The sequence below is a fragment of the Vagococcus sp. JNUCC 83 genome, assembly GCF_053667615.1.
In genome coordinates this window covers 1-13,918 of the sequence record NZ_JBSJXX010000001.1, presented here as the reverse complement: position 1 = coordinate 13,918, position 13,918 = coordinate 1, and the positions used below count along the sequence as shown (strand labels likewise).

The following is a 13,918-nucleotide window of genomic DNA, read 5'->3' as shown; positions in this document are numbered from 1 at the left end:
ACTTTCCCCCCCTATATCTTATTCTATTACGTATGTAAATAAATTTTGTTTATCCATTAAATTTAACATTCTCACTAAGTCTTTTCTAGTAAACACACAATTAGGTACAACTTTTTCTAGCGTACTTGCTGGACAAGTCTTATTTAAACAACTGATTGCTATTGAACAATCATTACATTTATTCGTTAATTTTTCCTCAGTCCAAATAGCCTCTTTTTTATGATCTATATCTAATTTACCGTTAAATAATTTTCCAATTATATTTCTTTCATCATAAAGTAGAACAGTACATTTATATACTAGACCATCTGTTCCTATTATGTAATTGTTCTTTTTACCTGCATAGCAATATGTATTTGGCATTAGATTCCATAATATACCTTCTGATTTACCACCTAATTCAACTGCTAATTCAGAAAAATCTAAAGCGACATTATTATTTATCACATCTATGCACGTTTCTCCCCAATCGCCTATATTATGAAAATTAAAGTCAAAACGTTTATCTTCTCCAAAAATATCTATTAAATTTTGAATATGGTCTTTCATATAATTTATATTGTCCGGACCTATATTTGTTCTAATAGCTATTAAATTGTTATCTGATGTCTCTGTTGATACTTTAATCAGATTATTTATAATTCGATTATAAGTTCCTCCACCATTCGCTAAAACTCTTTGTGAATCATGTAATTCCTTAGGGCCATCTATAGTTATTTGATAATTACTCACTTTTAATTGAGATAATTTTCTATAATTTCTTAAAGTTAACATATATCCATTAGTTGTAATGTCTGATGAATATTCAATATTAGATTCATCACATATCTTTATAAAAATATTACTTAAATATTCAATGCCTTTGATATTTAATAAAGGTTCTCCTCCAAACCATGATATGTGTAAATGTTGGATTTCAGGACTACTACAGAGTTTGTTTTTTACAAATTTAACAACAGACTCCATAACTTCCGTTTTCATTTCATTTTTTTCAAATTTTTCATAACAATAAGTACACCGAAAATTACAATTCTCATGTATTAATAAAGCTAAATTTAAAATTTGTTCTTCTTTTTTTAAAATTTGTTCATATTTATATTCCCATGGTTGAAAAAATTCTTCTTTTTTTAATAAATCATTAATATCTTTATTTTTTAAAAATTCTTCTTCAGTTTTAAAAATATTATTAGAATATTTAACTGAGCAGCCATTAAATGTGTTAAATAAAAAAGTATAATCACCTGTTGGGTCACAAGATTTTAATATATGTTCCATGCTAAATCATAACCACCTTTTCATATAAGTAAAAAAACTCACTATCAGTGAGTCTTTAGATTGGTTTAGTACAGTTGCAATTATTTAACATTACTCTTTTTTCTGATCCAAGCATGCTATCGTTATTTTTTTTAATTGAATAAGACATAATAATTCCTCCTATTTTTTTAAGTATGTAATTGACAATTACAATTATTTGTTGTTCTTCTTGATGCTTGTTCATATAATGATTCAGAATTTTTAGTGATTTCAAACATTAGAATTTCCTCCTTTTAAAATTTAATTAAAAGGTTAATAAGTTACTAACCTCCTACAATCCAAAGAATAAATGTACTAGCTAACAAGATATAATTAATATCCATATTCTTCACCTCTATGAGGATATGTTAACTCATTGTGTTTCACATCACATGTAATGTAAACTATAATCACATCACAATAGGAGGGCAATTTTATGAATGATGGTGAAACCTTTAAATTCCTAAGAAACTCAAGACAAATTTCTCAAAAAGATATAATAAAAAATAATTTATCAAGAACAACTATCTCAAAATTTGAAAATAATAAGATTATGCTATCTATGAGTAATTTTGATTATTTACTTAATTCTATTGATGTTTCATTTGAAGAATTTAACTTTATAAAAAATGATTATTCTTATACTGGAAAAGAACAGATTATATATTTATTTAATAATATTTTTTCCAATAGTAATCTAGATTATCTTGATAACTTAATTACACTTTGTGATATCTATCTAGATAATAATTTCAGTAAGTCAATTAAATGTATTCGTAGTACATTGTATGTTTTAAAGCATGTTGAAGATTCCTCAAATAATAAATTAAGCTGTCTTTCTAAAATATATGCTGCAGATATCTGGGAAGAATTATCTAATGTTGATTCTTGGACTATTCTAGATATTAAAATAATTAATTGTTGTCTGCATTTTTTTGATCCAAATACTTATTCTCTTATCAGTAAACAATTAGTTAAATCTTTAGATAAGTACAAAAATTTTGCTAATATTATCTTATTAGAATCATCTATATATTTAAATCTAACTCTTCTCTATTCATTACAAAATGATAAAAAGACTGCTTTTCTTTTTTCTAAAAAAGCATTAAGCAGCTCTTATCAAAGTAAAAGAGTTGATTATATATCTATATCCTTAATAAGGCATGGTCTCTTATCTAATCAAGAGGAACAAGTTAATGAGGGGTTAAAAATGTTAACACTTTTACATAATGACTCTTTGTATAAAATAGCGAAAAAAGAAATAGATAGCTTTATTCTTTAATATTACTAGATATTTTTTACCATTAACTAGGTATAATTTTATTTATATTAATCAATAATTATAGGGTGGATTCATAAAAACTAAATTATTGATATTTTGATAGAAAATTAAAATCATGATATAATGATTTTACAAATAAGATGTGCATTGAATAACCAAAAAGAGCCAGTCGGGGGCAACCGAACTGGCTCTTTTCTCTTTTCATTGCTTGTTTGATTATTTCAAACAAATAACGTGAGGCTAGCTGTCTTTCTTGTCCTTAGAATCTAGCCATTTACTAATGCTATGGGCAATAACATTAATCATAATTCCAAGTAAGACGTCAAATAAGATATGCAACTGAATAACCTCCCTTCTTGCTGAAGATTTCAGCCAAAAGGAAGACAGCATGAGTATTATATCAAATTTTGCAACTAATTTATGTTAACTCTGACAAATTTAAAATAAAATAGATGCTTAGTACCAAGAAATACTATAGAGGCCCTCAGAACCAATTCCGAGAGCCTTATTCTTCGTATAAGTTTGATTATGTTTACCAGGAGATTAAATAACTATTTAGCAATAAAAATAATCCATAATACTAAGATAATAAGCAGTACAAACGGTATCAACAACCATTTATTTTGATTCTTTATTGCTTGATATGGACTTTGATTTTCATTTGTTAATTTTACTTGTTTAGAGAAGTAAAACATCACAAATGAATTTAAAATTATTCCTAAAGTTAACAGTATAAAAACTATTGTTGATTGTTCTCCATAAATTCTTTGTATGCCTATTATTAATATAAATATCATATTAGTTAACCAGCTACATGAAAAATATTTCTTTGCAGCTTTTGCAGCTTCAATTTTTTTTATGTTCTCCACTATATCTGACCCCTCCAACAATAAATTGTCTAAAGATAAATTAAACAAATCAGCCAAGCGAATTAGACTATCAATATCAGGAGTTGTTTTTCCTGTTTCCCAATTAGATATTGTTTTTCTAGAAACGAATATCTTTTCAGATAATTGTTCTTGAGTTAATTCATACTCGCTTCTTTTTTCTTTTAACATTTCACTTATTATCATTTATCTTCACCTTCACTTTATTGTTTGAATTATCATCTATCAATCCAATGTACTTCACATCAATTAAAATATCGAGAGTAAATTATGGCCATTGTTGATTTAACAATATTTTAAACTTGGTATAATCTCGCTTATGTTAACTCTGATAACTTTTAAATAAAACAGTTATAATTTCTCTAGAAATAAATTTAAGGGCCTCAAATCGATTCTGAAGGCTTTTTTACTCACTATTTATATTATAATCCATTGAATTTAAGCAATGTAACAGATTGTGTGCTTTAATTTTACTAGAAAATAAGTATATTGAAATTATGAAAGGAGACTATTTATGGATATAGGACTTCTACTTAAAAATTTAAGAAAGAAAAATAATTTAACGCAGGAAGAATTGGCCAAACATCTGTTTGTATCTAGGCAAACTGTTTCACGTTGGGAACAAAATAGAACTATTCCTAATATTTATGTTTTAGAAGATATTAGCAAATTTTATGGAATTAGTTTGAAAGAATTACTTACAGATCAGGAAGGAGAAAAAGTTATGGAACACAAAAAAATAAATATATTTGGATTGCTAGGTGTTTTAATATTTAATATTTATATTATTCTTGGACCTTTGATCGTTGTTATAGCAGTTACTTTATCAGCACTATTCGTATCTATTATTTTTTTATTATGTCCTATTATTTTAGTGATTGTTAATATAATGGGGTTACAAGCATTCACTTGGTCTCAATTAGGATTTTCTATTTTATTATGTGTAGTAGGAATTAGCATGTTATTTCTTGCAAAGAAAACAGCAAAACCTTTGTTTAATATCATAAAATCTTACTGTCGCTACAACATAAAAACTATATTAACTTAACTCCCTATAACGTGATTTATGTTAACTATTATAAATTTGACTTCTTGTATATATTTGTAATACAATAAGAATGTAAAACAAATGTACACAAGGAGGTTTTTTATATGAGTACTGTTACATTTAGAGTTACGGATGAGGAAAAATCATTTATTCAATCTATGGCTGATTTAAATGGATTAAGTTTATCAGAATTGGCTAGGACTAAATTATTAGAGGGGCTGGAAGATCAAATTGATATGGCTTTATATGAAAAAGCAATGAAAGCTCATGAATTAAGTGACGAAAGTATCTCACATAAAGATATGCTTCTAGAATTAGGATTATGATGGATAAAAAATACACCGTTCGGTATGAAAAAAATGCTCAAAAATCACTAAAAAAGATGGATAAACATCAAGCTAGACTTATATTATCTTGGATTTCTAAGAACTTAGAAGGAACTGATTCTCCTCGAGCTCACGGAAAAGGATTAGTAGGTAATAAAAGTGGGCAATGGCGATATAGAATAGGCGATTATCGTTTGTTGGCAAACATAGATGATGACACTATAACGATTCTAGTTTTAGAAATCGGTCATCGTAGAGACATATATAAATAAAAGACCTCATAATGGAACTGACCCCAAAAGATGAGACAAATATAAAAACACCCCTGTTGAATTCATGTAAAATGAATTTAACGGAGGTGTATTTTTTATGGTTAAAAGGATTGCTTATCCAGTAGAAGTAAAAGAAGAAGCTATAAAAATGAAACTTGAAGGTAAAACAACATCAGAAATTATGAATAAACTCAACATTCGGAATAAAACTCAGGTGAAAACATGGTGGAAATGGTATAGAAATGGAGAATCTTATCGATTCTCTCAAGGTGTGGGAAAACAATATACTTATGGAAAAGGTAATGAACACTTTTCACCTTTAGAAGTTCTAGAAAGAGAAAACAAGTACTTGAAACAGGAAATTGATGTTTTAAAAAAATACAAGGAGTTGGAAAGGATGTGGAAAAAGAAGTATTCATAAATTTAGTTGATTCTTATAAAGGAAAACTATCTATAACATGGTTATGTCACTATTTTGGGATAGCTAGAAGTACTTACTATCGTTGGTCTAAGAAAGAATATGTTGCCGATAATCGAATTAAAATGATTGAGCAGCTGTGTAAAGAAAACAAGTTCACTTATGGTTATCGAAAAATCACTTTTTTACTTCGTAAAAAGATAAAAGTGAATCATAAAGTTGTTCAGCGTATTATGCAAAAATATGGATGGAGTTGTCAGGTGAAAATAAAGAAAGAAAAACGTCCTGGTTCTATTTATTTTAAAACTACTAATGTAATTGATAGAGACTTTAGTTCAAGTAAGCCACTAGAAAAACTAACAACAGACATCACTTATCTTGATTATGGTCCTAAAAGACTCTATCTTTCTAGCATTATGGATTTGTTTAATGGAGAAATACTTTCTTATACAATAAGTGAAAAACAGGACATATCTTGTGTTTTAGACACACTAAATAAATTACCTAAACTTCCAGATAAATGTATACTTCATTCGGATCAAGGTTCTGTGTATACTTCATATGCTTATTATCACGCAACAAAAGAAAAGAGCATTACCAGAAGTATGTCCCGAAAAGGGACTCCTGCAGATAATGCTCCAATAGAATCGTTTCATTCCATCCTAAAGTCTGAAACGTTCTCATTACACCCAGAGCTTGGAAGCTCTACAATTAGTGTAATTGAAACTGTACAAAATTTCATCAACTATTATAATAAAGAAAGAATTCAACAAAAATACGACTACTTATCTCCAGTTGACTATCGGAAAAAAGTAATCGCATAGGTGTTTTTATTACTGTCTCATTTTAGGGGTTCAGTCCCTAATTGTTGAGGTCTTTTTACTTCGTATAATATTTGATTATGTCTACCATGAAGTTAAATAACTATAAAAAAAGATATTCAAATTTTATCAACCGATAAATGTCATCATATTTAAAATTTTCTTCTAATGACTCTACTTTTTCCCAAAACCTTTTATAAGTTAGATCTATAGAATATAAAATATCTTTAATACTAACCGTATTATTTCTCAAAGTATAATGTATTAATATTGATAATAAAGCATACAAATATTTTTGTAATATTTGTATGTGAATGTAAATATTATCTATATTATCTATATTTGTATGTACTAATAGATTTCTATGTCTGTATATTCTTGTAAATTCATGTTTTATTAAATCTTCTTCTTGTCTCAAAAAAGTTTTTAAATCTGTTTTACTTTTTAAAATAATTTTTTCAAATTCTAAAATATTAATACCTAAAGTTTTAGAGTTTTCTAGTATTATTTTTTTTTCATCATCAGATAAAATTTGTATAACGTCTATCAAATTAATTGGATCATATGTATACTTGCTTCTTCCGCCTTCTTTTGAAGCTATTGCTTTATCAAATATTTTCAAAACCTCAGGTATATCTTTTCTTATAATTTCATGCCAAATAATATTCATTTTATTTTTTATTGAATACATTACATTTGCTTGTTGATTTATTTTTACAACTTTTTGAATAATTGATCCACCTTCTATATTAATTATAATTTTTTCCATACAAGACCATAAAATTATAAGTTGATTTTCTGGAGTTAAATTATCAGAGTTATCCAATAAGTTAATTAATCTAAAAATTGCTTGATATGTTGATATTTCTTGTCCACCGTTAAAAGATATTTGAATAAACTCATTAAGAAAATCATTTTTATCTTTTATAAATTTGTTTGTTTGATTTTTTAAAAGATTACTGGTGTTTTTAGGGATCATATATAACTCATGTGTATCAGTATTTATATTATATATAATTGCCAATGGATGACATACATTAGAATCTTTTTGTGAATTCATCATATGAAAATATTTAAAATTATTATCTAGCATTTTCTCTAAAATAATTATTTTAGAAAAATTATCAAAACCATTTACTTCTCCTAAATTTATAATATAAACTTCTGATTTCTTTTTAGAATATTTATCTGGTATGTCTTCATTTGTAACTTTATTCTCTATTTTTTTTATAACATCAATTGATAGTTCTCTATGGTTGTTATTAATTAACTTATAGTTATTATCAAATAATTTAGTAAATAAAATTTCATTTAGATAGAAATGTGTATCTTTTCTTATTTCATCAGGAGTATTAATTTTTAAAAGCACGTATGTGTCATCACTAATAGCCTTACCAAGGTTAAGATTGGTATTTAATTTTAAAAGGAATTCTTCAGGGTATTTTTTCAATAGAGGTTTTACAGTTTCTATTGGTATTTCTCTAATAATAATTTCTTGAAAAAAATCATCTACTAATGTTTTTATATCTTCAAATTCAACTCTTTCATTACTATCTAGCAATTTATGAATAGCTTTAAAATATTCTTTTTCAACTTTCTTTAAAAAAGTATTTAATACTATCCCTAAGTATTCATAATCACAAGGGCATGTTTGTATTACTTTTAATAATTCTTTAAAATCAGCCTGAAACAAACTTTTATATTTAAATAAAATATTTTTTTTTATACTAAATGCTAATAATTCTTTATAATTTTCTCTACTTTTTTCTAATAATGATGAAGTTTTTTCTGAAGATATTTGAATATCTCTATTAAGTTGAATAAACTCTCTAGCTACTCCAAAAAAGTTGTCATGTGTTGATATAGACTTATGCCTAATTTTATTATTTAATAAATCTAAAAAATATTCTCTTTCCAAATTTTTTTTCTCCATAGCAAAAAAATATACACCTCTCTATTGACAATCAATTACTTGTTTGTATATAATGTCTAACATATTTAAAATTACAAACTTCAAAAGAGATTTTATATAGATAACCTTATTGGTTCCTATATAATTCTCTTTTTTATATTTTCGATAAAGTTAATTTTATCACATTTAATATTTTTTACTAATAGACATGAAATGAAATTCGTATTAATCAAAAGCCATTACACATCTCACCGATTCCAAATAAGATATGCAATTGAATAACCTCCCTTCTTGCTGAAGATTTCAGCCAAAAGGAAGACAGCACAAGTATTATATCAAATTTCTTAATTAATTATTCATAGAAAAGAAATGGTTATGGTTATGGTTATGATCTAAATTAATTCATTTTATTTACTCCTCCAAAGTAGATAAAAGAACTCCTGTTTTCCCTTAGCAAATGACTAAGGGCTTTTTTTTTGTTAATTTCATTGTTATCATTGTTATTATCAATGAAATTAAGGAGAAATTCATATATGATAAGCGTTACAGAGATTTCTGAAAAACTACAAATTTCAAAAATGATGGTTTATCGTTTCATTAATAACAATGAAATTAAACATTCTGGAAAAAATGGACGTACGTTTTTGTATGATATGAATGCGTTTGAGCAGATTAAAGAGGGCTTAAAAGATAAATCAGTAATTTCATCTGATAATAACAATGAAATTACTGAAAATAAAGAAAATAAAGAATCGCTTAAAACCAACGATAGTGACATGATAATTGAAATTATGAAGTCAGAAATTGAAATTAAGAACAAGCAGATTGAAGAATTAACTGAAATGAACAAAACATTAAATGTAACTCTCCAACAACAACAACAGTTACTACTTTATGAGCAACAAAAGAATACAAAACTACTAGAAGAAAATGTAGATTCTAAAAAATGGTGGCAGTGGTGGAAATAAATTTGCTTTTTATTATTGTCATTTGCTACTGATTTTAATTCTAGGGTTGTTAGGGTTTACCCTGACCGTCTGAAAGACGTTTTATTTATCGAACTAAGAGTTTTATCTAAATGAGCGTAAACAGCTCTTTTTTTTCGTTTTAAGGCTATGCAAAGAATCTCTTTAACAAATGGTTTAATCTTTTAGCAAAGGAGCGTATAGCGACTGCTGCAAGTAAAATGTGAGAGTGATTTTCTCTCACTCCTTTTTTCTTGTATTTTGGGTTAGTTTTTTATCAAAATAAAAATAAACTTAATTGCTTACCCTATTAAGTAAATACTTTAAAGATTACTTTTAAATACTTTAAATACTTTAGGAGCTTGCTAAAGACTGTTATATCAATGTATTCAGAGGTTATAAATACCATTTTCCACGTCATAAATACCATTTTCCACGTCATAAATACCATTTTCCACGTCATAAATACCATTTTCCACGTCATAAGTACCTTATTTGCATTTTTTCGTGTTATTCGGTATTATTGTTTTATTGGATAGATAGAGGTGTGTAATTTGAAAAATAAAAAAGCTGAATTAGCAATAAAAGATTTATTAGCACGTCAAGATTACTTAGTCGTTCAAGGGAATGACTTAGCTAAGTCATTTGGTGGATTAAAATCCTTTGAACAACGTGTATTAGACTATTGCTTTAGCTATGTTACTAAGGATTCTAAATTAGAAGATGAATACGAAGTATCTGCATTGGAAATCATTAAACATTTTAATCTCAATACTTCTGGTGATTCTTATTCTAGAATTGCTAAAGCTTTTAAAAAATTAAATGAAAATACTGCTTTGTATTTACCTATTGTTGAAGATGGTGTTAGTGGTATTTTAATGACTCAATTATTTTCTAGAATTAAATTTTTAGAAAACGGCGTTGTTAAATTTAAATTTTCTGAAGATGCAGCTCCTTTAGTTTTTGATTTGAAAGAACATTTTTATAGTTTTAGATTAAATGAGCTATCTAGAATTAATGGGAAATATTCATTGATTATGTTAAAACTTTGGGAATCTCATAGAAGAGGGACAGAAAAATATACAACTATTTCTGCTGATTTAGAAAACTGGCAGTCATGGTTTTTAGGCAAAGACTCTCGTATGACTGCTGGACAATTTTTTCAAAAAGTTATCACACGTTCTATCGAGGAGTTAGAAGAAAAAATTGCATGCGAATTTTTTGTTACTACACAAAAAAGAGGACGAAAAGTTGTTGGCTATGAAATCATGATTACAGATACATCTATTTGAAATTTTTGGAGAACCTTAATAGGTTCTCTTTTTTCATTTTTAACCATTGGCAATCTAGCCACCGTTGAAAATGAAAAAGCAGCGACTCTAAATTGGCAACAATTTGGACAGCTGTAGGCTAAAAAAGAGAAGATCATAAATTGCCTAAAGGCGATTTTATCTGAACGTTTTAGCTCGCCTGTTTCCAGGCGAAAGGCGTCGCAGACCGAGTGCCAAAATATTTTTTTGGTATAACGAGCTATACCAAATTGAATTGGTCCTCTAACCATGCTATGATGAACTCAACTTATTTAGGAGGTTTTCTCATGGCTCACGTTGAAAAATTTACCCAAGGTTCTGTGAACGGATTATCCATTCACATTGAAAGAAAAACAACCAATCATTCTAACCCTGACATTGATTCAGAACTAACTTATTTGAATTATGATTTGTGTGATAAAGAAGGTGATATGAACCAACGGTTAAAAAATAGATTAGCCGAGGTTTACTGCTTTAATCGTGCTGATGTTAAAGTTATGGCTGACTGGATTGTGACACTTCCTAAATCACTTGAACAAGAAACAATGAGTACTCAAAAAGAATTTTTTAAATCAACAGTCGATTTTTTGAATGAACGATATGGTAGTCAAAATGTGTTATCTGCAACCGTTCATCATGATGAAACGACTCCTCATTTGCATTATGCCTTTATCCCTGTTGTTTTTGATGAAAAAAAACAACGTGAGAAAGTCTCTGCCAAAGAAGTTTTAACCAGGAAAGAACTGTCTTCTTTTCATCAAGACCTGGATAACTATCTCAAACAACACATTCCTCACATTTACCAGGAGGGCATTTTAAACAATCAAACGATTGGCATTGATGACGTTAAAATTATCAAAAAAATGGCAAAAGAAATCGCTGAAAAAGAAACCGAGCTATCTCAAAGAAAAGAGCATATCAATAAAAAAATAAAAGAAGTTAAAAATATAGGTGTCTCAACTCAAAATGTGTATGATGTCCAAGATCAATGGACTCATTTAACCAATCAATTTGAAAAAACATTTTTAGGAAAAACGATCGTTGATACCAAAAACTTAACTAATTTAAAAGAGTTTATAGGTGGGGTTCAAAAAGAAGCAGAATTAACCAAAACTACCAACTATAACCTAGATAAAAAGGTCAAAAATTTAACAGAAAAAATAGCTAATCATAAGGTACAACTTGATGGGCGAGATAATCATATTAATCATTTAAAACAAGAAAATAGAAGTCTGAAACAAGACTTAGAAGAAACGCAAGAACATGCACTACAAGTAAGGGATAATAATAGAGTTCTAAAGAGTTTATTAAAAGATACAGGAAAAACTGATTTTTCTATGTCTCAAATAGAATACGAAGGTCGAATTATTTTAGACAAACTCGAGCATGACGAAAAACCACGAGATTCTTATGAATGTTCAGATTGGAAAGAGACTCTTGAAGAAAATAAAATAAAGCGATATATCCCTGAAAATCGCTTAACTCAATGGATTCAGCAATTAACAACATGGTTAAAACAATTGATCACACGAGAAAAACAAATAGAGCAACAAAAAAGTAGAGGAATGTCTCGCTAAAAAAAGTTTAATGTTACTAGTAATATTAAACTTAATAATAACAAAATCCCCTCGAACTGATTTTCAAATTTCACTATCTTCAAAAAAAAAGAAACCCTAGAAATAAGGTTTCTTTTTTTAATTTTAGGTAGACCAGTTGGGATTCACAAAGTGGGTGTCTCGATTGGTTGGTAAGTGTAGCACTTCGTAAAAGCGAGATTATGTCTACCTTGAAGTTAAATAACTAAAATTCATAAATGTGCGTAAATAATCCTTCCAATTCAGGGTTTAAATGATGAGTTACAAAGATAACTGTTAGATCAGGATTCAATAAAATTTCTTTCTCTATTATGTAAGAAGTATTTTTATCTAAATTACTTGTACCCTCATCAATTAATAGAATATCCTTTCCTTGTATTAAACTCCGTGCTATTTCAACTCTTTGAGCCTGTCCACCAGATATATTTTTACCGAACAAACCTAAAGAATCTACATTCTCTAAATCTGTCAGCTCAAATTTATCTACAATATTTTTTACTTTTTCGTTATCAAAACTATCTAGGAGAGATATATTATCAAAAAGATTCATATCAAATATATATGGTTTTTGTTTTACGTATGATACTTTATTTCGATATTTTTGAGTGTTTATATGCTTTATGTTTTTACTGTCTATTTCTATACTCCCTTTAGAATAATCTAAATTCTTTGAGAGTATATTTAAAAAAGTTGTTTTACCTGTACCGCTCTTTCCTAAAACAGCATATTTTCCACCTTTCATAAAGGTCATATCTGGAATCAATATTTTATGTCCATTGGGATAATTATATTCTACTTTTTTTACTTTGATTTGATTAGTAAAAGTAAATTCATTATCGTTTGCATACATATCAATATCCTCTAATTTATTATCAAAATTTATTTTATCAATAATCTTGGATGTAGAAAAAAACATAGTAACTTCATTTATAAAAAAACTCATATTACCAAAAAAATTCCCTGTTAGATCACCTATTGAAAATATAACTCCACCTGAAAGTTTACCTGATAGTACAAATACGCCTGTTACAAAAATAATACTGTATTGAAAAACAACCGAAAGAAATCTAATAGTAGAATTTATTATTGCCTTTGTTTTTCCTAGATCACTTTTTACATTTGCTATTTTCTCATTTTCTATATTTAATTGTTTTTTCAATAAGTAATTTTTATTATATGAAATCAATGTTGGAAATCCCTTAATCCATTCATCTACTTTTGAAATATACTTTTCTGATGATTTAGATAAAAATATATTTTTACTATCTAGTTGTTTTCGTAATTTATTAGGAACAGTTGTCATTATAACAGCTGCTATTATAGCTATTATTAATAAGACATAGTTAAATTTAAGTATTGCTATTGCTGAAAAAACAATTAAAGTGAAACTCGATATACCTAAATAAAAGTTTCCAAAACATTGTTCTTCTAATGTATTTATATCTACAGTCAACCAAGATATATACTCGTTTATTTGTTTATCATGAAAATCTTCATATGATTTAACAGATATACTTGATAAGATTTTATTTCTAATATACAAAGCCTGTTTTTGTTTAGCATATTCTACATGGATATTTTTAATATAACCTGAGGCTAAGGCTATTAACCATAGAAAAAGAGATATTGAGAATGATTCAAAAAAAGCATATTTATTACTATTGATTAAACTATCCATTATCTTCGATAGATAAACAGTAGATAATATTATGCCTCCTGATTCTAAAGTTATTAAGAAAAAAAGGAATGTATTATATTTCCAAAATTTTCTTATTGTTTTAAAAACCAT

Annotated in this window: 12 protein-coding genes; 8 read left to right on the top strand and 4 right to left on the bottom strand. The window is 27.2% G+C overall.

The window, feature by feature from the left end; genetic code table 11:
- Window positions 1-18: 18 nt before the first annotated feature.
- Window positions 19-1,275, bottom strand: a complete 1,257-nt coding sequence (locus JNUCC83_RS12270) for a radical SAM protein (protein ID WP_454461376.1) — start codon at window positions 1,273-1,275, stop codon at window positions 19-21.
- Between the two features lie 454 nt (window positions 1,276-1,729).
- On the opposite strand from JNUCC83_RS12270, the gene JNUCC83_RS12265 reads away from it, so the two are divergent.
- Window positions 1,730-2,575 (top strand): Rgg/GadR/MutR family transcriptional regulator, encoded by an 846-nt coding sequence (locus tag JNUCC83_RS12265; RefSeq protein WP_454461375.1) that lies wholly within the window; start codon window positions 1,730-1,732, stop codon window positions 2,573-2,575.
- 551 nt (window positions 2,576-3,126) lie between these two features.
- Here JNUCC83_RS12265 and JNUCC83_RS12260 read toward each other — a convergent pair.
- Complete coding sequence (locus JNUCC83_RS12260) at window positions 3,127-3,648, bottom strand: helix-turn-helix transcriptional regulator (protein WP_454461374.1); 522 nt, start codon at window positions 3,646-3,648, stop codon at window positions 3,127-3,129.
- 328 nt (window positions 3,649-3,976) lie between these two features.
- On the opposite strand from JNUCC83_RS12260, the gene JNUCC83_RS12255 reads away from it, so the two are divergent.
- From JNUCC83_RS12255 to JNUCC83_RS12240, 4 genes are all read left to right on the top strand, one after another.
- Window positions 3,977-4,510 carry a helix-turn-helix domain-containing protein gene (locus tag JNUCC83_RS12255; protein WP_454461373.1) on the top strand — a complete coding sequence of 178 codons (534 nt, stop codon included), beginning with the start codon at window positions 3,977-3,979 and terminating at the stop codon, window positions 4,508-4,510.
- A 104-nt stretch (window positions 4,511-4,614) separates the two neighbouring features.
- Window positions 4,615-4,836 carry a type II toxin-antitoxin system RelB family antitoxin gene (gene relB, locus JNUCC83_RS12250; RefSeq protein ID WP_118251236.1) on the top strand — a complete coding sequence of 74 codons (222 nt, stop codon included), beginning with the start codon at window positions 4,615-4,617 and terminating at the stop codon, window positions 4,834-4,836.
- Window positions 4,836-5,108 (top strand): type II toxin-antitoxin system RelE family toxin, encoded by a 273-nt coding sequence (locus JNUCC83_RS12245; RefSeq protein ID WP_079348668.1) that lies wholly within the window; start codon window positions 4,836-4,838, stop codon window positions 5,106-5,108. Before relB ends, JNUCC83_RS12245 begins: the two co-directional genes overlap by 1 nt.
- Window positions 5,109-5,205: 97 nt before the next feature.
- A protein-coding gene (locus JNUCC83_RS12240; RefSeq protein ID WP_454459279.1) for an IS3 family transposase occupies window positions 5,206-6,350 on the top strand; the annotation gives its coding sequence in 2 pieces (ribosomal slippage) (window positions 5,206-5,488 and window positions 5,488-6,350; 1,146 coding nt in all).
- A 100-nt stretch (window positions 6,351-6,450) separates the two neighbouring features.
- On the opposite strand, the gene JNUCC83_RS12235 is transcribed toward JNUCC83_RS12240, so the two are convergent.
- Window positions 6,451-8,265 carry a hypothetical protein gene (locus tag JNUCC83_RS12235; RefSeq protein ID WP_454461381.1) on the bottom strand — a complete coding sequence of 605 codons (1,815 nt, stop codon included), beginning with the start codon at window positions 8,263-8,265 and terminating at the stop codon, window positions 6,451-6,453.
- Between the two features lie 527 nt (window positions 8,266-8,792).
- Here JNUCC83_RS12235 and JNUCC83_RS12230 point away from each other — a divergent pair.
- The 3 genes from JNUCC83_RS12230 to mobV all read left to right on the top strand — a co-directional run bounded on the left by JNUCC83_RS12230 (window position 8,793) and on the right by mobV (window position 12,111).
- Complete coding sequence (locus JNUCC83_RS12230) at window positions 8,793-9,227, top strand: helix-turn-helix domain-containing protein (protein ID WP_454461380.1); 435 nt, start codon at window positions 8,793-8,795, stop codon at window positions 9,225-9,227.
- 551 nt (window positions 9,228-9,778) lie between these two features.
- Window positions 9,779-10,516, top strand: a complete 738-nt coding sequence (locus tag JNUCC83_RS12225; protein ID WP_454461379.1) for a replication initiation protein — start codon at window positions 9,779-9,781, stop codon at window positions 10,514-10,516.
- Between the two features lie 305 nt (window positions 10,517-10,821).
- Window positions 10,822-12,111: a MobV family relaxase gene (mobV, locus tag JNUCC83_RS12220; RefSeq protein ID WP_454461378.1), complete on the top strand. Its 1,290-nt coding sequence runs from the start codon at window positions 10,822-10,824 to the stop codon at window positions 12,109-12,111.
- Between the two features lie 223 nt (window positions 12,112-12,334).
- On the opposite strand, the gene JNUCC83_RS12215 is transcribed toward mobV, so the two are convergent.
- On the bottom strand, window positions 12,335-13,918 hold the full coding sequence (locus tag JNUCC83_RS12215) for an ATP-binding cassette domain-containing protein (RefSeq protein WP_454461377.1): 1,584 nt from the start codon (window positions 13,916-13,918) through the stop codon (window positions 12,335-12,337).

Coding starts and splice junctions, on each gene's coding strand:
- JNUCC83_RS12270 (WP_454461376.1), bottom strand. CDS start 1,275: ATGGAACATATATTAAAATCTTGTGACCCAACAGGTGATTATACTTTT.
- JNUCC83_RS12265 (WP_454461375.1), top strand. CDS start 1,730: ATGAATGATGGTGAAACCTTTAAATTCCTAAGAAACTCAAGACAAATT.
- JNUCC83_RS12260 (WP_454461374.1), bottom strand. CDS start 3,648: ATGATAATAAGTGAAATGTTAAAAGAAAAAAGAAGCGAGTATGAATTA.
- JNUCC83_RS12255 (WP_454461373.1), top strand. CDS start 3,977: ATGGATATAGGACTTCTACTTAAAAATTTAAGAAAGAAAAATAATTTA.
- relB (WP_118251236.1), top strand. CDS start 4,615: ATGAGTACTGTTACATTTAGAGTTACGGATGAGGAAAAATCATTTATT.
- JNUCC83_RS12245 (WP_079348668.1), top strand. CDS start 4,836: ATGGATAAAAAATACACCGTTCGGTATGAAAAAAATGCTCAAAAATCA.
- JNUCC83_RS12230 (WP_454461380.1), top strand. CDS start 8,793: ATGATAAGCGTTACAGAGATTTCTGAAAAACTACAAATTTCAAAAATG.
- mobV (WP_454461378.1), top strand. CDS start 10,822: ATGGCTCACGTTGAAAAATTTACCCAAGGTTCTGTGAACGGATTATCC.
- JNUCC83_RS12215 (WP_454461377.1), bottom strand. CDS start 13,918: ATGGTTTTTAAAACAATAAGAAAATTTTGGAAATATAATACATTCCTT.